The following is a 21,857-nucleotide window of genomic DNA, read 5'->3' as shown; positions in this document are numbered from 1 at the left end:
CGCAGACCGGGCCCGCGACGTGTCCACGTCGCGGGCCCGGTCTCGCGCCGTCATCCGGTCGGCGAGGCCGGGCGCGCCGACAGCACGAAGGAGAACTCCGCGGGGGCGGCCGTCAGTTGGTAGGCGGGGAGCGTACCCGGGCCGCAGGAGGCGGAGCCGATGCCCTGGACCGCGTGGTCGAGATTGACCCACACGGTGTCGTCCGGCGTGAGGTCGCGGGTGTGCCGGGCCGCGTCGATCCGCTCGCTGGTCCAGCGGCGGGCGGTGAACCAGAAGGCGGGCTCGCCGTCGATCCGTACCGTGGTCTCCCCGTCGGCGAGCCGGGCCCAGCGGACGTCCGCACGGGCGCCGTTCTCCTGCGGCAGGACGTACGGGGTCTGGAGGTCGTCGACGTCGGCGCGGTACCGGCCGAGCACGGAGGCCGCACGCGTGTCCGGATACGCCTCGCCGGGGCCGCCGCCGAACCACTCGGCCCGGCCGAACGCGGCGGGGAGCCCGAACCTGACGCCGAGCCGGGGCAGCGGCACCCGCCACTCCCCCTCGGGCGTCACCGACACCGTCAGCCGCAGCCGGTCCTCTTCCGCCGTCCACCGGTAGGCGGTGCGCAGCGCCAGATTCGTGGCGGCGGGGGCCACGCGGGTGCGTACGGTGAGCCCGGCCGGTGTCAGCTCGACGGCGTCGACGCGGTGCTGTGCGCGGTGCAGGCCGAGTTCGCGCCACAGCCGGTCGTACTGCTGCTCGGGTATCCAGTCCGACGCCCGGTCGTTGTCGGTGGGCGCGCGCCACACGTCCAGCCGGAGGCCTGTGAGGGGTACGGTTCCCAGCCGTACGGGTGCGCCGGTGCGCGCGTCGAAGGCGGCGGGGCCGAGGACGATCAGCCCGTCCTCGCGCCGCGGTGCCTCTCGGTGCGCGGCCGGGAGGGGCCGCCTCGGCCGCCCTTCGACCTGGCCCCAGGCGACGGTGTGACCGGCGGCCGCCCAGGGCGTGTCCTCGGCGAGTACCGCGCGGACGGTCCAGTGGCTCTCGCCGTCGTCCGCCACGGCGGGCGGCGCGGGGAGCCCGACGTCCGCGGACTCGCCGGGGCCGAGCGGGGGCGTCTCCAACGTGCCCGTCGCCACCGGTACGCCGTCGACCTCGTAGGACCAGGTGAGGGCGAGGTGCGACAGGTCACGGAAGTCGTGCAGATTGGTGATCAGGACCGCGCCGCCGGAGCCCGTTCCGCTGGAGTCCGCTCCGCCGGAGCCCGTTCCGCCGGAGTCCGCTCCGCCGGAACCCGCCGCGATCCGGACCGGCTCGATCACTTTCGCGAACTCGACGAGGCCGGGCGAGGGCGTACGGTCGGGGAAGACCAGGCCGTCGCAGACGAAGTTGCCGTCGTGCACGTCCTCGCCGAAGTCGCCGCCGTACGCGTAGCCGTACGCCGGGTGAGCGAGGCCGTGGTCGATCCACTCCCAGACGAAGCCGCCCTGGCAGCGGTCGTACTTCTCGAACAGCCGCTGGTACTCCGCCAGGCCGCCGGGTCCGTTGCCCATGGCGTGCGCGTATTCGCACAGGATGAAGGGCAGCGCCCTGCGCTTGGCGTCGAGGGCGGGGTCCTCCAGCGGGTCCTCGGTGCCGAGGCCGATGCGTTCGACTTCGGCGTGATCGGCGTACATCCGGGAGTAGACGTCGGTGTCCTTGCACGACCAGTCGCCCTCGTAGTGCAGCAGCCGGTCGGGGTCGCGGTCGCGGATGAGGCCGGCCATGGCGGTCAGTCCCGGCCCGGTTCCGCATTCGTTGCCGAGCGACCACATGATGACGCTGGCGTGGTTCTTGTCGCGCTCCACCATGCGGGCGGCGCGGTCGAGGAGGGCCGGGGTCCAGCGGTCGTCGGCCACCGGGTTTCCCTGCCAGCCGACGAGATGGAATCCGTGCGTCTCCAGGTCGCACTCGTCGATCACCCATAGACCCAGCTCGTCGCAGAGGTCGAGGAAGGCCGGGTGCGGCGGATAGTGGCTGGTGCGGACGGCGTTGATGTTGTGCCGCTTCATCAGCAGCACGTCGGCGCGCATCGTGTCGAGGTCCAGGGCGCGGCCGGTCTCGGGGTGGAATTCGTGGCGGTTGACGCCCCGGAAGAGGATTCTGTTGCCGTTGACCTTGATGACGCCGTCCTCGACGGCGACGGTCCGGAAGCCGACGCGCAGCGGGACGCGTTCGCCCGCGGTGGCCAGTTCGGCCGCGTAGAGCCGCGGGATCTCCGCCGACCACGGCTCCACGGGCAGGTTCGCCGTCTGGCCGGTCGCCAGGTCCAGGCCAAGTTCCGGCACGGTCACCCGGCCGGGCACCTCGCTGTCGACGCGCAGGGTCCCGGTGCCGGTCCGGTGGTCGTAGGGCGCGTGGACGAAGAAGTCGCCGACCGCGCCCACGGGCCGGTGCAGCAGGGTGACCTCGCGGAAGACGCCCGGCAGCCACCACTGGTCCTGGTCCTCCAGGTAGCTGCCGGAGGACCACTGGTGGACGCGGACGGCCAGCACGTTGCCCGTGGGTCGCAGCAGAGCGCCGACCGCGAATTCGTGCGGCAGGCGGCTGCCCCTGAACTCGCCGAGCTCCGCGCCGTTGAGCCAGACCCGCGCGCTCGACTCGACGCCGTCGAAGCGCAGCAGCGTCGCGTCGCCGGCCTCGGCCGGCCAGTCGTCGGGCAGGTCGAAGGTCCTCAGATGGTCCCCTGTCGGGTTCGCGTCCGGCACCCGGGGCGGGTCGACGGGGAAGGGGTAGGCGATATTGGTGTAGGCGGGCGAGCCGTGGCCCTGAAGCGGCCAGTGTCCGGGGACGGTCAGCTCGTCCCAGCCGGTGGCGTCGAAGCCCGTGCGCGCGAAGGAGTCGTCCCGCGCGTCCGCGGTCGGCGAGAGCCGGAAGCGCCACGTGCCGCCGAGCGTCAGGCGTGCCGCGTCGGACTCCGCGTACCAGGAGCGCGGCGCCAGCGCTCCCCAGCCGGGCGAGACGTCCATGTGCGGGACGTCCTCGTGCGGGACATCCCCGTGCGAGACGTCCCCGTGCGGGACGTCCCCGTGCGAGACGTCCCCGTGTGCGGCGGGGCCGGGGCCCTGGACGGTGCTCATCGTTCTCCTCGGTGGTGTCCTGGCATCTGCGGCCGTCGCTCAGCCGACCGATCCAGAACCGGTCGTCTAGGAACCGGCCGTATAGAAGCTGGCCGTCTAGAAGCTGGCCGTCTAGAAACCGGTCGCTGTACGAGACCAGTGAAATGGGGCGCCCGCCATGACACAACCCCCTTGGTCGAGCCGATGATCCGGGTGTCGAACCATTGACCCTCTCATCTCCTGCGGCCTAGCGTAGAGATCGGTTGCTATAACGATTCCGAAACTGGAGGCCACTGTCTTGTCCGAGCGTCCCGTGGCGTTGTTCGCGATGAGCGCCGAGGTTCTGAACAGCGTCTACCCACCCGACCTGATGGACCGGCTCCGCACCTCGGTGGACATCTCCCCCGTCCTCGTCACCGAGGACTTCCACACACCCCAGGCGCGCAGGGCCCTCGCCGGGGCGGAGATCCTGCTCAGCGGCTGGGGCTGTCCGCACATCGACGACACGGTGCTCGACGCGGCCCCCGGCCTGCGCGCCGTCCTGCACGCGGGCGGGTCGGTGAAGGGGATCATGGCCTCGGGCTGGTGGGACCGCGGGCTCGTCGTCTCGTCGGCCTCGGCCGCCAACGCGCTGCCCGTCGCCGAGTACACCCTGGGCATGATCATGCTGGCCGGTAAGGACCTGTTCGCGGCCCGCGAGCGCTACCGCGCCCAGCGCACCTTCACCATCGCCGAGATCACGCCCGGCATCGGCAACTTCGGTCGCCGGGTCGGGATCGTCGGGGCGTCCCGGATCGGCCGCAGGCTGATCGAGCTGCTGCGGCCCTTCGACTTCCAGGTGCTGCTGGCGGATCCGTACGTCGGCCCGTCGGAAGCGGCGGCCCTGGGCGTACGGCTGCTGCCGCTCGACGAGTTGCTCCGCACCAGCGACATCGTCACCGTGCACGCGCCCGCGCTCCCGGAGACGCACCGTATGATCGGCCGCCGCGAGCTGGAGTTGATGCCGGAGCGGGCCGTGCTGATCAACACCGCCCGGGGCAGCCTGGTGGACACCGACGCACTCGTCACCGAACTGCGGCGGGGCCGGATCAGCGCCGTACTCGACGTCACCGAACCCGAACCGCTGTCGGCCGGCTCGCCGCTCTTCGACCTGCCGAACGCCTTCCTCACCCCGCACCTGGCCGGCTCCCAGGGCAACGAGGTGCGCCGCATGGGCCAGTACGTCGCCGACGAGTTGGAGCGGCTGCTGGCCGGACTCCCGCTCGCGCACCGCGTGGACCCCGCCGATCTGGACCGCGCCGCATGACGGTGACGCCCGCCGCCGCCCCGGTGGCGCGGGGCGCGGACGCGGAGACCACGCCGGTGCCGATCCCCCGCTGTCCACTATCGTGAGCAGGTACGCAGCCACCGGTGGCGGAGGGAACCGATACGTGGACAAGAACACGGGGACAGCGTCGAATCACGAGTCGTCCACGGTGCGTGATGTCGCGGCCCGTGCGGGCGTTTCGGCGTCCACCGTCTCCCGCGTCCTCGGCGGCACCTATCCGGTGGCCAAGGAGACCCGGTCCCGGGTCCTGCGCGCCATGCGCGAACTCGACTACGTCGTCAACGCGCACGCCCGCGCCCTGGGCGGGTCCACCAACAAGACCGTGGCGTTCGTCGTCGACGACGTCACCGGGCCGTTCTACGCGTACATCGCGCGCGGCGTCGAGGAGCAGGCCGCAGCCGAAGGGCGGCTGTGCATGCTGTGCACCACCCATGGCGACCCGCGGCGGGTCCTCGCCGTCGTGGAGACGATGCGCGAGCAGCGCGCCGACGCCGTCATCGTCGTCGGCGGCGGCTGGGAGGACAAGGGGTACCAGGACCAGATGACGCACTTCGCCCACGCCCTGGACCGGGCGGGGTCGCGGCTGGTCCTGGTCGGCCGGGGGCCGCTGGGCAAAGGGGTGCCCGTCACCGTCGTGGACTACGACAACGAGGGCGGCGCCTTCGCCATGACCACCCATCTGCTCAGCTCCGGCCGCCGCCAGGTCGTCTACCTGGGCAAAGTGCCGGGCCTGTCCACCAGCACCCAGCGGATCCGGGGGTTCGTCCGCGCCCACGAGATGCTCGGTGTGCCGCACGACCCGGCGCTGATCGTGGACGGCGTCTTCTCCCGCGGCTTCGGCTACCAGGCCACGCGCAAGCTGATCGCGTCCGGCACCGGATTCGACGCGCTGTTCGCCGGTACCGACATGGTGGCGGCCGGCGCGCTCCAGGCACTGCGCGAGGAAGGCGTACGGGTGCCCGAGGACGTCGCCGTGGCGGGCTACGACGACATCCCGACCGCCCTCGACGTGTTTCCGGCGCTGACCACCGTCAACGTCCCGCACGAGGAGCTCGGCCGCGCCGCGGTCCGTCTCGCCCTGCACCGCGAGGAGTTCCCCGAGAGCCAGCACCAGGTGTTCGGGACGCATGTCGTCGTACGCGACTCCACCCGGTACTCCGGCCGCTGACCGCCGTATGACCCCCGCACGGGGTCCCGGGCACCTCCATGCCCCGGGCCCCGGCCGAGGCATGCCCCGCACGCGTAGAAATCGATCTCTAGATGAGATCGAGACTCGGCGCTCGCCCTGTGGCATAGACCAACCCTCGCCCTTACAGGGAAGTTGCCGGTAACAGAGGATTTTCCCGCTCGACATCTTGCCTCACCGCTGGCGTGCCTCTAGCTTCCATAGAGACCGATTTCTACGACTGCCCGGCAGGTCCGGGAGCGGATCGGATCGGCACTCCACGCCCGGATCCCGAGGAGGGGTTTCATGAACCGCAAGAAGGTCGCAGTGGCCTCCGCAACCGCGGTGGTGCTGTCCGTCGCCCTGGTCGCCTGCGGCAGTGGCGGCGACTCGGATTCCACGGCCAAGGGCCCGGTCACCATCAAGTGGTGGACCTGGGACGAGACGAAGATCACTGAGCCCGTCGCGGCCAAGTTCAACGCGACGCACACCGATGTCAGGATCCAGGTCGTCAAGCAGGCGGACGGCCCCGGCACGATGGCGAATCTGCGCAACGCCGTGGCCTCGGGCAAGGACGTCCCCTGTCTGGTGAAGAACAACTCCGAGGTTCCCGGACTGGTCGGGGAGGGGCTGCTCGCCGACATCACGCAGTACCTGGACCCGTACATCAAGAAGAACCTCTTCATCGACTCCGCGGTCCCGGCCATCCAGGCGGGCGGCAAGGACTTCGCGATCCCGACCGGCTTCAACCCCTCGTTCATGCTGATCAACCGCAAGGTCTACGACCAGTACGGCGTCAAGCCGCCGAAGACCTGGGACGACGTGATCTCCGCGGGCAAGGAGCTCAAGAAGCACGGCGTCTACGTGATGAACCTGGCGGGCGAGGACCCGTCCACGCTGGTCAACCTCGTCCAGCAGGACGGCGGTTCCTGGTACCGGCAGGACGGGGACACGTGGAAGGTCGACTTCCTGTCGCCCGAGTCCCTCAAGGCCGGCGACATCATCCAGCAGCTCGTGGACAACGGCATCGTCGCCAACCAGACGTACATGGACCGTCCGGCGCTGATCAGCTACTTCGACTCCGGCAAGATGGTCTCGCTGCCCACGCAGACCTGGCAGTTGGCGAACTACGAGACCAACTACAAGAAGTCGCTGGGCGACTGGGAGACGATCGACTACCCGCAGTTCTCCGACGCGACCTCCTTCACCACGCAGGCGCACAACGCCAACAGCGGGCTGCTCGTGCCGAAGGGCTGCGCCGACCTCAAGGAGGCCACCGAGGCGGGCGTCTGGCTCAACACCTCCAAGGACTCGATCGACGCCTCGTACCAGAAGGACACCAAGCAGTACACATGGCCGGGCGCGATCCCCGACCCGTCGCCGTGGGTGGACTCCGCCGTACCCGACAAGCTTCTGGGCACGTACAAGCCCGAGGCCAGGGACGTCATCCTGAAGGCGGTCAAGAGCGCCAAGGACTCCTGGATCGTGGGACCCAACTACACCAGCGTCTTCGCCGAGTTGCAGGACCAGTGGGCGAAGGTCGTCACCAAGAAGATCACGGTCCGCCAGGCGTTGGAGCACATGCAGACCTACACGGTGGCCGATCTGAAGTCGAAGCACATCAACGTCGAGGGCTGATCACGTGACCGCCGTCGACCAACAGTCCCCACGCGTGCCGCGTCTGCGCTGGCGAAAGGTGATGGCCCTCAAGGGCGCCTCGCTCACCTTGCCGTTCTTCCTCGGATTCGCGCTCTTCACCGTGACGCCGATCGTCATGGCGATCAAGAAGAGCCTGTACCAGGAGCAGAGTTCCGGCCTGGGCTTCGGGGGGAAGTCCGTGAAGTTCGTCGGACTCGACAACTTCACCAAAGGGCTGGAGGACACCCACTTCTGGGGTGCGATCGGTCGGGTGGCGCTCTTCGCGGCGATCAGCATTCCGCTGATCCAAGTGGCGGCTGTGGGGCTGGCGTTGCTGCTGGACGCCGCCTCACAGCGCCTCGCCAACCGCTTCCGGATCGCGCTCCTGGTCCCCTACATGATCCCCGGCGTCGTCGCCACGCTCATCTGGATCTACATCTACAGCCCGGCCGTGGGACCGCTCACGCCGTTCTTCAAGCACCTCGGGATCAACGCCGACTTCTACAGCGGCTCGATGATCTGGATCTCCATCGGCAACCTCATCGCGTGGAGCAGCATCGGCTTCAACATGCTGATCGTGTACTCCGCGCTGCGGGCGGTGCCGCCGGAGATCTACGACAGCGCGCGGATCGACGGCGCCTCGGAATGGCGCGTCGCCTGGTCGATCAAGGTGCCCCTGGTCCGCCGCTCCCTGGTCCTGACCACGGTGCTCAGCATCATCGGCACCCTACAGATCTTCAGCGACCCGGTGCTGTTCCGCTCGATGACTCCGGAGACCGTGACCCGCGACTTCACGCCGATCATGGACATCTACGACTGGGCCTTCAACCAGGGCGAGTTCAACTACGCCGCCGCCCTGTCGATCATTCTCGCCCTCGTCGTCGGCTCCGCCTCGGCGATCTTCTACCGGCTCACGAACAAGGCGCCCACCTCATGACGACGACCATGGACAGGACGACCCGACCGGCCGCGGGCACCAGGCGTCCGGGCAGGGCGACACGCTCGCGCCGGGACAAGGACGGCGGCGGCGCGCGGCAGAGCCCGCGGACCAAGGCCCTCATCCTCGTCGGTCTGGCGCTCTTCCTGATCTACTCCCTCGCCCCGGTGTGGTGGCTGATCGTCGCGGCGACCAAGAGCCAGCGCGACCTGTACACCACCAACGGCCTCTGGTTCTCGGCCGTCCACCTGGGGAGCAACTTCAAGCAGCTCTTCACCTACCAGGACGGCATCTACCTCACGTGGATGCGGAACACCCTGATCTACGGCTTCGTCGGCACCGCGGGCATGACCGTGATCTGCGTGGCGTGCGGATACGCGCTGGCGATGTACGAGTTCAAGGGGCGCGGCTTCCTGATGGGCTGCATCATCGGCTCGTTCCTCGTACCGGGCGCGCTGCTCACCATTCCGTCGTTCCTGCTCTTCACCGATCTGAACATCATCGACAGCCCGTCGGCGATCATCGTCCCGAGCTTCTTCAACGCCTTCTCGGTCTACCTGGCCAAGGTGTACGCGGAAGGGGCCATCCCGCCCGAACTGCTGGAGGCCGCGCGCATCGACGGCGCCGGGGAGTACCGGATCTTCTTCACCATCGGCGCCCGCCTGATGTCCACCGGGGCGGCGACGATCTTCATCCTCGGCTTCGTCGGGATGTGGAACTCGTTCTTCGGTCCGCTGGTGTTCCTGCGCAGCAGCGAGAAGTGGACCGTCATGCTCGGCCTGTACTCCTGGCTGAAGGTCAAGACGGACTCCTCCGTCGACCTCACCGGCATGGTCGTGGTCGGCTCGATCATCTCGCTCGTCCCGATGGTGATCCTCCTGGTGTCGATGCAGCGCTACTGGCGCTCGGGCGTCTCCCTCGGCAGCCTCAAGTAGCCCCTGAGGACGGCCGCCCGTACGAGCGCGGGCGGCCGGCGGAAGCCGAGCCGGTACCGGACCACCGACTACGTGAGAGGCCGTCACACGCTTCGACGGCGTGAGCAGCACACCCCCACAGATCCCCCCCCACAATGGAGAGGCACGCACATGAGCCGCGACTCCAGCGTCAACTCGCATCGCATGTCCCGCCGCAGCGTGCTGCGGACCGCAGGCGGGCTCGCCGCCGCCGGCGCCGTCGGGGGCGCCGCCACCGCTGTGACCGGCAGGAGCGCCAGCGCCGCGCCCGCGACCTTCACCCACCCCGGAATGCTCCACGCCTACGGCGAGCTCAACCGCGCCAAGGTGTACGTCGCCCAGGGCAAGGAGCCGTGGCTGTCCGGCTGGAACCGGCTGACCGCCAACTCCCACTCCGCCGGCTCCTGGGTGGCCAACCCGCAGGCCACCGTCTACCGAGGTTCCGGCTACCCGGAGAACTACGGCACCCTGTACAACGACATCCACGCCGCCTATCAGAACGCGCTGCGCTGGAAGATCGCGGGCACCACCGCCAACGGCGACTGCGCCCGCGACATCCTCAACGCCTGGTCGGCCAAGCTCACCAAGATCGACGGCAACGCCGACCGCTTCCTGGCCTCGGGCATCTACGGCTACCAGTTCGCGAACGCCGCCGAGCTGATGCGCGACTACAACGGCTTCGACCTCGCGCGGTTCAAGACGATGATGCTCAACGTCTTCTACCCGCTCAACAACGACTTCCTGCTCAACCACAACACCGCCTGCGTCACCAACTACTGGGCGAACTGGGATCTGTGCAACATGAACTCGATCCTGGCGATCGCCGTCCTGTGCGACGACGGCGCCAAGTACGACCGGGCCGTCAACTACTTCAAGAACGGCGCGGGCAACGGCTCCGTCAACCACGCCGTGCCCTTCCTGTACGACAGCCAGGGCCTCGCCCAGTGGCAGGAGTCGGGGCGCGACCAGGGCCACACCATGATGGGCATGGGCCAGATGGGCGCCTTCTGCGAGATGGCCTGGAGCCAGGGCGACGACCTCTACGGCTACGGCGGCAACCGCTTCATGAAGGCCGCCGAGTACGTCGCGAAGTACAACCTCGGCGACTCCGTCCCCTTCACCACCTACACCTGGGGCTCCGGCCAGAACTGCGCGCAGATGTCGCAGACGGTGATCTCCCCCGACTCCCGCGGCCAGGTCCGCCCCGTGTGGGACCAGCTCTACTACCACTACGCGGGCCGCCAGAAGCTCTCCGTGCCCAACATCGCCGCCATGGCGGCGCAGGGCCGCCCCGAGGGTGGGGGCGGCGACTACGGCACCACGAGCGGAGGCTTCGACCAACTCGGCTTCGGCACCCTGATGTACGCCAAGTGAGCCGCCTCTGACGCCTGGGCCACGCGTCCCCCCGAGCCCCGCCGCCCCATCCTCCCCATGGTGCGGCGGGGCTCCGTCTCATGCGGTCGTCACCGCGGCAGCCCGTCGAACCGCAGCAGTTGGACCTCGGCGAGGTTGGCGCCGCCGCCGTGTTCGTCGAGCACCCGCAGGGCGGTGGCCGACTGGTGCTTCGGCAGGGTGAACAGGTACCACGGCTGGTCGCTCGTCACCCCCGACACGGTCAGGAAGGTCTGCCAGGTGGCGCCGCCGTCGGTGGAGCCCTGGAGGACCGTGCCGTCGGCGCGGTTCGCGTAGGACGTCCGGGCGTGGACGCGTACCGCGTCGAATTCCAGCGCGGAGCCGTCGGTCGGTGTGACCGTCACCCAGCCGTTCGCGGTCGTGGTGTCGGTGGCGGTGCCGAGGTCGCCGTCGAACATTCGCCAGCCGTTGGCCGCGGTGGTACCCGTGCCGGGCCACTGCGGGGTGGACGCGTCGACCCAGTCGCGCGAGACGGCGGTGGCCACGACGTGGCTGTTCCACAGTTGCAGCGAGGAGCCGTCCGTGGTCCCGAAGACCGTCGAGCCGGTCCGGTGTCCGGCCGTCGTGTAGTCGACGGTGAAGCGCAGGGCCCGGCCGAAGTCCACGTTCTCCGGCAGGACCGCTGTGGCCTTCCAGTGTTCGGCGTCCACGCCGGTGACCGTCGCGGGTGCGCCTTCGATACGGACGTCCACGGACGCCAGGGGCTCGGTGGCCGCCAGGTCGAGGGTCACGGTGTCGCCGTTGACGGCCTGGCCCGCGACGGGGTTGCCGGAGGAGAGCGTGACGGACGAGAGCGCCTGCGCCGTCTCGGAGCGGACACCGTGGATCCGCAGCTCGCTGTAGGACGAGAGTCCGGGGTAGCTGGGGTCGGTGGGCACTCCCGGGTGGTCGACCTGGACCTTGAAGAACCGGAAGGACTGGTTCTGGACCTCGGCGCGGACCGGGATCGTCTCCGTCTCGAAGCCCGGGGTCGTGTTCGTGGTCTCGCGTGAGGTCAGCAGGGTCCAGCTCTGGCCGTCGTTGGAGCCGTAGACGTTGGCGCCCTGGGAGCGGTTGGCGAAGTTGTACCGGGCCCGGAGGCCGAACGCGGCGGCCTGGACCCGGAATCCGGCGCCGAAGTCCACCGTGAACGGAGCCTTCAGGTCGCCGGAGAAGGTGTTGACGTCACCGTCGACCATGTTCCCCAGCGCCGTGCCGGACAGTGACGAGGTCGCCAGCGACGGGTAGTCGAGCGAACCGTCGTCGGCGAGGGTGGGGTTGAGCAGGCGCAGTCCCCGCACGGCGCTCTGCACGGTGGCCAGGCCCGCGAGGAAGGTGCTGTCGTCGGCGGTGCCGATGGTCGCCTTCACCGAGGCGACGGCCGCGTTGAACGCGTCGAGGGTGGCGCGGACATACGTCGTCTTCGCGTCGTATCCGGACTGCGCCGCCTTCAGCGCGTCCGACCTGTCGCGTGCGGCGACCAGGTCGATGTTCAGGACCGTGTCGACCGTGCCGTCGGAGGCCACGAGGGTCTTGTGAGCGGTGCCCGCCTCGGCGCGGGCGGGCTTCCACCTCAGCGCCCCGGTGGTCTTGTTGACCGTGGCCGACCTGGGCAGGCCGGGCGCCTCGTAGCTGAGGGCGGAGCCCGCCGAGTCGGTGGCCGCGAGCGACCGGTCGAGGGTCGCCCCGACGACACCGATGACGGTGGTCCGCCCGCCCTGCGGGAAGGTCGGCGGGCTGAGCTGCGCCTTGGCCTGGAGGTTGACGCTGTCGAGGTCGACCTTGACGTTCGACGAGCCGACGACCGTGTAGTACGCCAGGTTCTCGCCCCCGGTGCTCCCGGGCAGGACGGCGTAGTCCATGTCGTAGGTGATGTAGCGCCACTGGCCGTGCGTGTCCGGCAGGCTCACGCTGTGGTAGGGGGCGAGCGACATGTCCTTGCGGATCTCAAGGGTTGCCGGGCCGTTGGTGCGGATCAGCACGCCGACGGGGCTGTATCCGTCGCGGCTGTCGTACATCAGGGTGCGGACGGCGATGCTGGCGCCCTTCTTCGACGCCCGCATCCGGACGATGTCGTGTCCGTTGTCGGTGCGCCGCTCGGAGCGGTTGTCCAGGGCGATGCTGCGATGGGCCACCTGGACGAGCGGGTCGCTCTGCCGGGGCCGGGTCTGCCCTGCCGCCTGCTTGGGCAGCGACAGCCAGTAGTCGGGGTTGTAATCGGGGTTGCTGTTCCAGAAGTTGTACGCGCCCGTGCCCCAGTAGAACGTGGGGCCGTCGGCCTGCTCGCGCATCGCGGCGACGTTGGGGGCCTTCTTCTCGACGTTGACGCCCACGTCGTACTTGTAGATGTTGTACAACTCGTCGATCGGGTCGAACTGCCGTCCCCGGTAGGCTTCCGACGGTTTGCCCGGACCCCCGGTGGTGTCGATCCAGGGGACTGTCCTGCCCATCATGTACGCGTAGAAGGTGTCCGTTCCGGCGAGCAGCCGGTTGTCACCGAAGGCGTAAGGGGAGACGGCGTTCTTCTTGGTCGACGTGGTGCCGGTGACCGGGTCGAGCCGGGTGCCCTGCACGGTGAGGATGCGGGCGATCTCGGTCAGGGCGTTGACGCCGTCCCAGGCGTGGGCCTGGTCGCGGCCCATCTCCTGCTCCTGCACGAAGGAGTGGCCGTAGTGGTTCAGCGGGTCGTTGGCGCTGATGCGGCGGATCAGGGAGAGCAGCGATCCGTTGGTGTCGGAGTTGGGGTTGGTCGAGTTGACCGAGAACCACTCGACACCCTGGTCGTACCCCGCCTTGTCGTCCGTGAAGAGGTAGCCGGCCAGTTCGCCGACGAGCGGGTAGGGCTGCTGGCTCATGAAGAAGGTGTTGCCGTACAGCAGCGTCTTGATGACCGGCGTCACCAGGTTGGTGGTGAGCGCCGCTGTGTCTGCGCCGGTCCAGGCGGTGTCGTAGCCGTCGGTGCCCGCGTTCACGCTGGAGTAGCGGAAGATCTCGGCGGCGGCGAGCATGCGCATCAGCGGGATGCCGGCGTGGATGTGGTCGTCGGGGTACGGCGCGTACGCGGCCGGGTCCATGTGGGACCAGGTGCGGATGATGTGCATACCGTTCTCGCGGTACACGGGATCACCGGTGAGGAAGTACTGGATCGCCTGGGTGTAGGCGCCGAAGGCGTCCTCGATGAACTTCGACTCCACCCCCTGCGAGTTGAACGCGTCCGTCTGCGGGGTGTCGGCCTGGGAACCGCGGTTGACGGGGACGAGGGTGCGGGACGCGTATTTGGTGGCGAGCATCGCCGAGTGGTACGAGGCCCACGGCTCCACACCGGCCGCCACCTGACGGCGGGTCAGCAGCAGACTCGGGGCGGTCACCGCGATGCCCGGGTGGACGAATCCGGCGCTGCTGGTGACCTGGTTGAGAGCCACGGCGGGGAAGGCGCCGGCCGCGGGTGCGGGCGTCGCCGCCCCCGCGGGGAACGCGGAGGCGAAGATCGCCAGCAGCACGCCCATGACGGTCAGGCTCGACCACCATCGCGTTCGTCCGCCTGTCGGCGTTGAGTGCCGCATACGAGATTCTCCTTGTTCGACGACAAGTCGGTAGTAAACGTTTTCTGCATGCCCGACCAGAGGGGCAGAACCAACGGAGGTAAACGATTTCGATCACATTTCCCCATGGCTCTGGCACGAAGAGTGAACGCCGGGGGCAACGCCCGTCAAGGCTGCGGAATGTCCGAAAATTTCGGGGGTGCCGCCGTGTCCTCCCGCGGGAAGCGGCGCACGCGCACCCCGCCCACCGGCCGGGAACCGTACGGGCAGGTGACGGCGCCAGGCCCGGCGGATGACCTGTCGCGCCGGGGGGCCTGGCGGACCGTCAGCCCCCCGTCCGTGAGACGGAAAAGTTATAGAAAACGCTTGCTGTACGGCGGCTCCGAGCCGGCCCGTCGCGCTATACCTGCTGCCCCGGCGACCGTACGGAGCGGCGGACCACGACATGGGTGCCCAGGACGACGTGGTCGTCCAGCTCGCGGTCGCGCCTGGCCAGCGCGAGCCGGACGGCGGTCCGTCCCATCTCCTCATAGGGAACGTGGACGGTGGTGAGCTTCGGGTGGAGGTCCGTCGCCAGCGGGATGTCGTCGTACCCGGCCAGCGACACCTCGCCCGGCACGTCGATTCCCGCCTCGCGCAGCCCCTCCAGAGCGCCGGAGGCCACCATGTCGGTGCCCGCGAAGACGGCGGTGAACGACGTGTCCCTGGCCAGCGCCTCGCGGACGGCGAGCTGCCCGAAGGTACGGCTGTAGGGACCGCGCATCACCAGGCCGGGGTCCTCGGTGACCCCGTGCGCCCGGAGGGCCCGGCGGTAACCGGCGAGTCGTCCGAGCGCCGTGGTGAGACCTTCCGCCCCCGGCAGCGTCAGGATCCGGCGGTGCCCGGCCGACAGCAGGTGGCTCGTCATGGCGAAAGCCCCGCCCTCGTTGTCGTAGTCGACCACCGTCGCGGACGCGTCGGAATCCAGCCGGGGCCGCCCGACCAGCACGAGCCGGGACCCGGCGGCCTCCAGCGAACGGCTGAACCTGGCCATCCGCACCTGGTACTCCGCCAGGTCGTGCGCGCCGCCGACCAGGATCACCGCGGCGGCGCGCTGCTGACGCAGCAGGTCCACCAGCGCCAGCTCGCGCTCCGGGTCACCGTGCGTCGTGCACACCAGGCACAGCCGTTCCCGCGCCGACGCCTCCTCCTCCACGCCCCGTGCGATGTGGGCGAAGGACGGCCCGGTGATGTCGTCGAGCAGGATGGCGACGGCCTCCGTCCCGACTCCGGCCAGGGACCTGGCATGTGCGTTGACGACGTAGTCCAGTTCCGTGACCGCGCGCACCACCCGGGCCCGGGTGTCGGCCGACACCGGGTAGTTCCCCGCGAGCACCCGTGAGACGGTCGCCACGGACACTCCCGCGCGGGCCGCGACGTCCCGGATCGTGTTCCGGCGCGATCCCCTCGGCCTGGTGAGGTCCTGCTGTTCGTCCACCGGTATCGCTCCCGTCCCCGGCCGGCGATCGACCCGCCCGCCTCCGTACGACGGTGGAACGCTATCCGATCGCGCGGTCGGGCCCAGGCCGTCACCGGGACTCGGCGCGGGCGCCCACCCGCGTTCGGACCGACCGGGCGCCGTACGTCCGCGGGGTTACTTGGACTCCAGGTGTCCCAGCGGGTGGGCGGCGGCGAGGACGGAGCGGGCCGTCTCCCAGTCGGTGTGGTCGTCACCGGTGATGCGGCGCAGATAGGCGAGGGTGACCTGCTGGACGAGGGCGACGCGGCCGGGGTCCTCGTCGGTGGTCTCGGCCGACCGGTAGCCGGAGATGCCGCCGAGGAAGTGCTCGCCGCCGCGGACGGTGAGCAGGCTCTTGCCGCCGCGGCTGAGCGTGTAGGGGTCGGTGGTCCACGCCGGGCCCCGGGTCGAGAGGGGAAGGTCGTCCTTGTCGCCCGCGACGACGAGTCCGGGGGCGGTGATGTGGGAGAAGTCCTGGTCACGGAGCCAGGGAAGGTGCTCGTGGGCGAAGGGGGTGAGTTCCGCACCGCCCTTGCCCGCGGTGGCGAGCTGGACGCTGGCCATGACCCGGGGGTCGGACAGGTCTTCGGCGAGGCCGGTCCGCGGGTCCTTGACGCGCAGCCCCACCAGGATGCCCGCGGTCTGACCGCCGAAGGAGTGTCCCGCCGCGACGACTCGGCTGTGGTCGGTCCGGCCCGCCAGGCCGGGCACGGACGCCTCCAGCGTTCCGAGTCCGTCCAGGACGCGCTTCAGGTCCTGGACGCGGTAGCGCCACAGGTCGGGCGTACGGGGGTCGTCTCCGGCGAGGCCGAAGCGCTTGGAGTCCAGATGGGTGGCCTGGACGGTCACGAAGCCGTGCGAGGCCCAGTGGTCGACCAGCGGCGCGTAGCCGTCCAGATCGGAACCGAAGCCGTGCGCGAACAGCACGATCGGCAGACGGGTGCCGGTGACCGGGGCGGAGATCCGTACGCGCAGGTCCGCGCCTCGGTGCGGCGCGGGCAGGACGAGCGGCTTGACCGCCACGGTCGGAGTGGACGCGGGGCCGGTGAGGCCGGTCGACTGATACTTGATCATGCGTGTCTCTTTCGGATGCGCGGGCGTGCGGTGGCTCAGGGGGCGCGGCCAGGAGGCGGGGACCTCCGGGAGGAAGCTTCGGGAGGAAGCTCCGGGAGAAGGGCGCATTGGTTACGCTAAAACCTGACGTCGACGTCAAAGGCAAGTGGCTGTGACGCGGATCGCACGGACGTGGAGTGGGACATGCGCATTGGGGAACTGGCTCGTCGCACGGGCGTCAGCACCAGAGCGCTGCGGTACTACGAGGAGCAGGATCTGCTGGTCTCCGAGCGCAGCGACAGCGGCCAGCGCCACTACGCGGAGGCCGCGGTCGACCGGATCGGTCTGATCCGGGAGCTGTACGCGGCAGGTCTGTCCAGCAAGACCATCGCCGCGCTCACGCCCTGCGTCATCGACGGCCGGGCCACGCCCGAGCTCCTGGATCGTCTGAGGGTCGAGCGTGATCAGATCGACCGGCACATCGCGGATCTGACACACACCCGCGACCGGCTCGACTCGGTCATCGCCGGCGCCTCCGTGAATCTGCGCACCGGCGTGTCCTGTCGGCAGGACACCTCCGGCCAGCGGTGACACCGGCCGGAGGCCGGGGCGAGGGCAGCCTGGGCGTCCACGCCCGTGCCGCCCGGCGGACGGTCCGCCGCCGCCGTGGGCCCAGCGGTTTCCGACGGGTTCCGACTGCTTGCGATCAGTTTCTGATCTGGTGTCGGGCTCCACCGGCGCGCGTCCGTGGGGGCGCACTCGGGTTCGCCCTGATCCGCTCTTTCCTCTTCCCCGTGACGCTGGACATACTTGTCATATGTCGACACACCACGACGCGCATAGGGACCCGGTCGTCGGCGACCTCCCGCGCATTGTCACCCCGCACGGCGACCTCGACGCGGACACGTTGGGGCCGCTGCGGCAGGAGCTGACCGAGGCGGCGGAGGCCGGCCGGGTGCTGGTGCTCGACGCCAGCGGGATCACCTTCGCCGACTCCAGCTTCCTCAATCTGCTGTTGAGCATCAATCAGCACGGTGACCTGCGAGTCGCCGCCGTGCCGCCGCAGTTGGCGCGGCTGCTCCGTATCGTCGGCGTGGACCGCGTACTCAAGGTGTACTCCACGGCGGAGGAGGCGCTGCGGGCGACGGCGTGAGCCGCCGGGTCCGGATCAGCGGGTGACTGTGAGTCCGGCGCACTCCCAGTGCAGCAGGCTCGTGCGCGCGTCGGGCGGGGTGTGGCCGTACGCGCCCGCGGACACGCTGATGTTCACCACCGGCCAGGCGCGCCAGTCGGTGCCGACGCCGTGGCCGTCGCGGAAGACGACCTTGTCGTCGATGGACCAGCAGACGTCGTCGGCGTCGAAGCGGACCCGGAGCGCGAACGGGCGGCCCGGCGCGATCACGTCGGCCGCCTCGAACCCGCCGGGGCGTACGTGGTTGGACAGTTCGAGCAGCCGCGGGTTGGTGGGGTGGTATTCGAAGAGGTCGATCTCGCCGTGGCCCGGCTGGGGACGGCCCGCGTCGCTGTCGCGGCCCCAGGTCCAGATCGCGGGCCAGGCCCCCTGCGGGGCGTGCACCACGCAGGTGGCGGTGAGTTCGTCGCCCGGCAGCAGCTCGAAGCCGCCGGGGGCGTACTCGGTCGACACCAGGTCGGTGTGCCAGAGGCCGCCCGCCGCCCGCCGTGCGCGGAAGACGCCACTGGCGGTGGGGGCGTAGGCGGGGCCGATCTGGTCGAGCTTGTTGTCGCCGGAATTGCTGCCGCTCTCCGGGTAGGCGGAGGTGCGGCCCGCCGCCCAGGCCGTGCGGTCCGTGAAGGGCGCGTCGAAGACCACGCGCCGGGGGCGGCGGGGCGGCGGCGGACCGTGGGGCGGGGCCTGCGGCGGGTCATGAGGGGTCGGTTGCTGCGGGGGCGGCTGAGCCGCGTCCTGGCCGGTGGTCACGGTGCTCCTGGTGGCTCGGCGAGATCCGGCCGAGAGTTCAGGCGGGCAGCTCGCTCCGTACCCAGTGAAGATCACCGCGCGGTTCGCGAACAGGAGCGTACGGATGCGCGGGCGGCGCGTGACGCCTCAGCCCACGCCCCCCGACCGGGTCAGGCGCTCACGCTCCGAGGGCGACGCGCACCTTGATCCGCTTGCCCACCGGCTCGCGCCGGACGTCGAAGCCCTCGCAGAGCGCGAGGATGATCTCCAGGCCGTGCTGGCCGATCCTGCCGGGCTCCGCCGCGCGCGCGAGCGGCATCGACGAGTCGGTGTCCCATACGGTGATCACCAGATCCGGGCCCTGGATCTCCAGGTTCAGGGCGCAGGGACCGGGCGCGAATTTGCACGCGTTGGTCACCAGTTCGCTCACCACGAGTTGCGCGTCGGCGACGACGACCGCGGGGATCGGCTGGGCGCGTCCGCCCGTCACACCGGCCAGGAAGTCGGCGGTGAAGGCGCGTGCCGCCGCGATCGATCCGGTCTCGCCGTCGTACGCGGCACCTGCCCAGATGTCCTGCCCGGCCTGCTGATGCGGACCGTTCACGGCCACCGCGCTGGAACCCATGTTCTTGCCCCTGTCCGGTTGTCCGGCACAACCGTCAGTCCTTCTGCCCCACCCCGGTCGCTTCACACCCACCTTTTTTCGTGTTCTCCTTCCGGGCCGGACGCGGGCCGCGGACGCGGGCCTCGAACGGGCTGCGTCCTGGCTGCGAGCGGGCCGCGGGCGGATGTCACGCGGAGACGGCCGCCCGGCAGGACGGCCGCTCCGCGCGGCCCGGTGGGCGCGGCCGACGGCGTACGGGCGCAGGCGGCCCCGTCACACCTCCAGGTCGTTCTCGATCCGCTTCAACTGGTGCCGGGCCATCGCCAGGTTGGCGCGGGACTTGTCGAGCGCGAGGTACAGGAAGAGGCCGTTCTTGCCCCGGCCCTTGAGCAGCCGGATCAGGTGGTACTGCGAGCCCAGGGTGATGAGGATGTCCTCGATCTCGTCCTTGAGGCCGAGCAGTTCCAAGGTGCGCGCCTTGGCGCGGACCACGTCGGTGTTGCCGGCCGCCGCGACGTTGAGGTCGAGTTCCTTGCCCCCGCCGAGGGTGCCCAGCGCCATTCCGCTGGTGTAGTCGACGAGTGCGACGCCGATGACGCCGTCGACCGAGGTCATCGCGTCCTTGAGGGCGGTTTCGGTGTTGGCCATGATGGCTGGGCTTCCTTCCGGTCGGTGCGTGTGCGGTGCTGGGGTGGATCCGGTCGATGGGGTCGATGGGGTTGACGCGTCGGGAGCGGCGGGCGCGCGGTGCCGGGCGCCGCCGGTCCGGGTGGGTCGGGTGGTCATGGTGTGGGGGCGTCCTCCCGTGGCTCGGGGTCGCCGTCGACCAGGTGCGCGATGTGCGCGCCGGAGCGGCGGGCCTCCATGTGCAGCCGGCCGACGTTGACCTGCGGTCCGGCCAGGACGGTGAGCACGCAGGCGGTGCCCGCGGCGTAGATGGCGACGTATCCCCGCTCGCCGCGGACCAGCAGTTCGCGGAAGGGGCCGTGGGACGCGGTGTCGGTCAGCCGCAGGCCGACGCCCAGCGCGGCGGCGGTGAGGGCCGCCACTCCCTCGGCCTCCACGGTGTCCGCCTCCTGGGCGAGCACCATGCCGTCGACGCCCGCGGCGAGCGCGCCCGTCGCGTGCGGCAGCCGGGCCCGCAGCCGCCGCAGTTCCTCGCGTATCTCGGCCTCCTGCGCCATCAGATTCCTTCTCTCCTCTCTCCTTCCGGCCTTCTTGTCGGCGCGTTGTCGCACGACGCGCCTCATGTCTGTGCGGTCCCGGTCCTGCGGGCGGGAGTGCGCTTCACGGTCGTGCCTCCAAGGCGTCGAGGACCCTGCGGAGCGTGCCGACGTCGGGAGGTCCCGGCAGGTCCCCGGCGCGGTCCGCGGTGGCCGGTGCGGATGCGGATTCCTGTGCCCGTCCCGGTGGCCGCCCCTGCCCTGGTGGCGGTGCCGCGCGCCGCGGGGTCTCGCAGTGCCCGGCGGCGGCCAGCCGCCGTACGTCGACCAGCGCGTGGAAGGTGGGTCGGCCGAGCACGGTGGCGATGGCGGACGGGGTGCGTACCCCGTCCGCCAGGTCCAGCAGGGCGCGTTGCCGACGCGGTACGGGAGGCAGGCACGCGGCCCTGCGCCGTACGACGGGTGCGGTGTCGAGCTGCGGATACGGCCACAGGGCGTCGAGGAGTCCGCGGCGGCGGCGGGTCTCGCGCTCCACCTCGGCCACCCGCACCGGGCGCACGGGGCCGAACCAGTGGACGACGCCGTGCCGGAAGCGGGTGGGGCCGCTGCCCGCGGCGAGGACGAAGAAGGCGGCGTCGTAGAGCGCTCCGAGGTGGCTGATCTCCAGTTCCGCGGCGGAGATCCTGCGGTGCTCCAGGAGATGGCGGGCGGTCCGGCAGCGGGCTCCGGCGGCGTCCACCGCCTCCTGCCACACCTCGACGGGCAGTCGGCCACCGGCGGTCAGCAGGACGTCGATGCCGGGGGTGGCCGGGCTCTCGGCGTGCACCACGACGCCGTCCGCGAGGTAGAGCGCGCCGCTGTCCCGGAGCAGCGCGCCGGTCGCGCCCTCCTCGGCCAGGCGCAGCAGCATGGGTGACAGCGGCCCGGTCATGCCAGCACCAGCCGTTCGGCGAGGTCGCGTACGCGCATCATGGCGAGGGCGAGGTTGGCGTGCTCGCGGTCGAGCCACAGGTGCAGGAACACCCCGCCGTCGAAGGGTGCTTCGACGAACCGCAGCAGGTGGTAGCCGGTGCGGGTGACGACGATGACGTCCTCGACCGGCAGTCCCTTGGCGGTGCCGGCGGGTCCTGAGGGGGCGGCGGGTCCTGAGCGGGCGGCGGGCGCGGCGGGTCCCGTGGTCGCGCCCTGCGGTAAGCCGAGGGATTCCGCCGGTTCGAACGCCGAGTGCTCCACGGCCATGCGCGCGAATTCCGCGGTCTCGGCCGCCGCCGTCTCGGGGTCACCGCCCGGCGCGTCTCCCACCTGTCCGAGGGAGAGCCCGCTGATCCACTCCACGAGAGCGGCGCCCCGGGCTCCCGGCAGCGTCATGGCCTCATGCAGGCACTCGTCTATCCCGGACACCCGACTCCCCTCCGTGAGGCCCCTGTTGGCCCGCCGACGGATCGGCAGTGACCGTCAGGTTACGCACGGTGGCACTCGCGCGAAGGACTTCTGGCATTTTCCAGCGGTACATGACCGTCGCGGGCATAAGATGCTCCCCCGCTGCCCGGCCGTCCGCGCTTCTTCGCCGTCCCCGCCACGCCGCCGGCC

Annotated in this window: 18 protein-coding genes; 8 read left to right on the top strand and 10 right to left on the bottom strand. The window is 70.4% G+C overall.

Going from position 1 to position 21,857, the window contains the following annotated elements:
- Window positions 1–50 precede the first annotated feature (50 nt).
- Complete coding sequence (locus BGM09_RS09395) at window positions 51–2,987, bottom strand: glycoside hydrolase family 2 TIM barrel-domain containing protein (RefSeq protein WP_223186562.1); 2,937 nt, start codon at window positions 2,985–2,987, stop codon at window positions 51–53.
- 388 nt (window positions 2,988–3,375) lie between these two features.
- Between BGM09_RS09395 and BGM09_RS09390 the strand changes: the two genes are divergently transcribed.
- From BGM09_RS09390 to BGM09_RS09365, 6 genes are all read left to right on the top strand, one after another.
- The gene (locus BGM09_RS09390; RefSeq protein ID WP_188281008.1) at window positions 3,376–4,383 is read left to right on the top strand and encodes a hydroxyacid dehydrogenase; all 1,008 of its coding nucleotides are present in this window, start codon (window positions 3,376–3,378) and stop codon (window positions 4,381–4,383) included.
- 124 nt (window positions 4,384–4,507) lie between these two features.
- On the top strand, window positions 4,508–5,572 hold the full coding sequence (locus BGM09_RS09385) for a LacI family DNA-binding transcriptional regulator (protein ID WP_188281007.1): 1,065 nt from the start codon (window positions 4,508–4,510) through the stop codon (window positions 5,570–5,572).
- 303 nt (window positions 5,573–5,875) lie between these two features.
- Window positions 5,876–7,207 carry an ABC transporter substrate-binding protein gene (locus BGM09_RS09380; RefSeq protein WP_188281006.1) on the top strand — a complete coding sequence of 444 codons (1,332 nt, stop codon included), beginning with the start codon at window positions 5,876–5,878 and terminating at the stop codon, window positions 7,205–7,207.
- Window positions 7,208–7,241: 34 nt separating this feature from the next.
- Window positions 7,242–8,144, top strand: coding sequence for a sugar ABC transporter permease (locus tag BGM09_RS09375; protein WP_317452609.1), 903 nt, complete (start codon window positions 7,242–7,244; stop codon window positions 8,142–8,144).
- A complete protein-coding gene (locus BGM09_RS09370) occupies window positions 8,141–9,079 on the top strand; it encodes a carbohydrate ABC transporter permease (protein WP_223186546.1) in 939 nt (312 codons plus the stop codon). Before BGM09_RS09375 ends, BGM09_RS09370 begins: the two co-directional genes overlap by 4 nt.
- A gap of 150 nt (window positions 9,080–9,229) precedes the next feature.
- A complete protein-coding gene (locus tag BGM09_RS09365) occupies window positions 9,230–10,471 on the top strand; it encodes an alginate lyase family protein (protein ID WP_188281005.1) in 1,242 nt (413 codons plus the stop codon).
- An 89-nt stretch (window positions 10,472–10,560) separates the two neighbouring features.
- On the opposite strand, the gene BGM09_RS09360 is transcribed toward BGM09_RS09365, so the two are convergent.
- From BGM09_RS09360 to BGM09_RS09350, 3 genes are all read right to left on the bottom strand, one after another.
- Window positions 10,561–14,052: a discoidin domain-containing protein gene (locus tag BGM09_RS09360; protein ID WP_188281004.1), complete on the bottom strand. Its 3,492-nt coding sequence runs from the start codon at window positions 14,050–14,052 to the stop codon at window positions 10,561–10,563.
- 379 nt (window positions 14,053–14,431) lie between these two features.
- A complete protein-coding gene (locus BGM09_RS09355; RefSeq protein ID WP_188281003.1) occupies window positions 14,432–15,508 on the bottom strand; it encodes a LacI family DNA-binding transcriptional regulator in 1,077 nt (358 codons plus the stop codon).
- Between the two features lie 156 nt (window positions 15,509–15,664).
- A complete protein-coding gene (locus BGM09_RS09350; protein ID WP_188281002.1) occupies window positions 15,665–16,603 on the bottom strand; it encodes an alpha/beta hydrolase family protein in 939 nt (312 codons plus the stop codon).
- A 183-nt stretch (window positions 16,604–16,786) separates the two neighbouring features.
- Here BGM09_RS09350 and BGM09_RS09345 point away from each other — a divergent pair, with 183 nt between their 5' ends.
- Window positions 16,787–17,173, top strand: a complete 387-nt coding sequence (locus BGM09_RS09345; protein ID WP_188281001.1) for a MerR family transcriptional regulator — start codon at window positions 16,787–16,789, stop codon at window positions 17,171–17,173.
- Between the two features lie 226 nt (window positions 17,174–17,399).
- Complete coding sequence (locus tag BGM09_RS09340; RefSeq protein ID WP_188281000.1) at window positions 17,400–17,735, top strand: STAS domain-containing protein; 336 nt, start codon at window positions 17,400–17,402, stop codon at window positions 17,733–17,735.
- A 15-nt stretch (window positions 17,736–17,750) separates the two neighbouring features.
- Here BGM09_RS09340 and BGM09_RS09335 read toward each other — a convergent pair whose 3' ends face one another.
- The 6 genes from BGM09_RS09335 to BGM09_RS09310 all read right to left on the bottom strand — a co-directional run bounded on the left by BGM09_RS09335 (window position 17,751) and on the right by BGM09_RS09310 (window position 21,635).
- Window positions 17,751–18,521 (bottom strand): beta-glucanase, encoded by a 771-nt coding sequence (locus tag BGM09_RS09335; protein ID WP_188280999.1) that lies wholly within the window; start codon window positions 18,519–18,521, stop codon window positions 17,751–17,753.
- A 157-nt stretch (window positions 18,522–18,678) separates the two neighbouring features.
- Window positions 18,679–19,125: an ATP-binding protein gene (locus BGM09_RS09330; protein ID WP_188280998.1), complete on the bottom strand. Its 447-nt coding sequence runs from the start codon at window positions 19,123–19,125 to the stop codon at window positions 18,679–18,681.
- Window positions 19,126–19,377: 252 nt separating this feature from the next.
- Window positions 19,378–19,752: a hypothetical protein gene (locus BGM09_RS09325; protein WP_188280997.1), complete on the bottom strand. Its 375-nt coding sequence runs from the start codon at window positions 19,750–19,752 to the stop codon at window positions 19,378–19,380.
- A 134-nt stretch (window positions 19,753–19,886) separates the two neighbouring features.
- Window positions 19,887–20,288 (bottom strand): roadblock/LC7 domain-containing protein, encoded by a 402-nt coding sequence (locus BGM09_RS09320; RefSeq protein ID WP_411158282.1) that lies wholly within the window; start codon window positions 20,286–20,288, stop codon window positions 19,887–19,889.
- 103 nt (window positions 20,289–20,391) lie between these two features.
- Window positions 20,392–21,198 carry a transcriptional regulator gene (locus BGM09_RS09315; RefSeq protein ID WP_188280995.1) on the bottom strand — a complete coding sequence of 269 codons (807 nt, stop codon included), beginning with the start codon at window positions 21,196–21,198 and terminating at the stop codon, window positions 20,392–20,394.
- Entirely contained in the window at window positions 21,195–21,635 is a 441-nt protein-coding gene (locus tag BGM09_RS09310) for a hypothetical protein (protein WP_223186561.1), read from the bottom strand. Before BGM09_RS09310 ends, BGM09_RS09315 begins: the two co-directional genes overlap by 4 nt.
- Window positions 21,636–21,857 lie beyond the last annotated feature (222 nt).

The sequence above is a fragment of the Streptomyces sp. CBMA29 genome (assembly GCF_014596445.1).
In the GTDB taxonomy this organism is placed as follows: Bacteria; Actinomycetota; Actinomycetes; order Streptomycetales; family Streptomycetaceae; genus Actinacidiphila.
The sequence above is the reverse complement of the archived record's forward strand: the minus strand, read 5'-3'. Positions and strand labels throughout refer to the sequence as shown.

Excerpts from the sequence above, each read along its gene's own strand:
- BGM09_RS09345 (WP_188281001.1), top strand. The coding sequence starts at position 16,787 with ATGCGCATTGGGGAACTGGCTCGTCGCACGGGCGTCAGCACCAGAGCG.
- BGM09_RS09340 (WP_188281000.1), top strand. The coding sequence starts at position 17,400 with ATGTCGACACACCACGACGCGCATAGGGACCCGGTCGTCGGCGACCTC.
- BGM09_RS09315 (WP_188280995.1), bottom strand. The coding sequence starts at position 21,198 with ATGACCGGGCCGCTGTCACCCATGCTGCTGCGCCTGGCCGAGGAGGGC.
- BGM09_RS09380 (WP_188281006.1), top strand. The coding sequence starts at position 5,876 with ATGAACCGCAAGAAGGTCGCAGTGGCCTCCGCAACCGCGGTGGTGCTG.
- BGM09_RS09360 (WP_188281004.1), bottom strand. The coding sequence starts at position 14,052 with ATGCGGCACTCAACGCCGACAGGCGGACGAACGCGATGGTGGTCGAGC.
- BGM09_RS09310 (WP_223186561.1), bottom strand. The coding sequence starts at position 21,635 with ATGACGCTGCCGGGAGCCCGGGGCGCCGCTCTCGTGGAGTGGATCAGC.
- BGM09_RS09370 (WP_223186546.1), top strand. The coding sequence starts at position 8,141 with ATGACGACGACCATGGACAGGACGACCCGACCGGCCGCGGGCACCAGG.
- BGM09_RS09330 (WP_188280998.1), bottom strand. The coding sequence starts at position 19,125 with ATGGGTTCCAGCGCGGTGGCCGTGAACGGTCCGCATCAGCAGGCCGGG.
- BGM09_RS09320 (WP_411158282.1), bottom strand. The coding sequence starts at position 20,288 with ATGGCGCAGGAGGCCGAGATACGCGAGGAACTGCGGCGGCTGCGGGCC.
- BGM09_RS09365 (WP_188281005.1), top strand. The coding sequence starts at position 9,230 with ATGAGCCGCGACTCCAGCGTCAACTCGCATCGCATGTCCCGCCGCAGC.
- BGM09_RS09325 (WP_188280997.1), bottom strand. The coding sequence starts at position 19,752 with ATGGCCAACACCGAAACCGCCCTCAAGGACGCGATGACCTCGGTCGAC.
- BGM09_RS09350 (WP_188281002.1), bottom strand. The coding sequence starts at position 16,603 with ATGATCAAGTATCAGTCGACCGGCCTCACCGGCCCCGCGTCCACTCCG.
- BGM09_RS09395 (WP_223186562.1), bottom strand. The coding sequence starts at position 2,987 with ATGGACGTCTCGCCCGGCTGGGGAGCGCTGGCGCCGCGCTCCTGGTAC.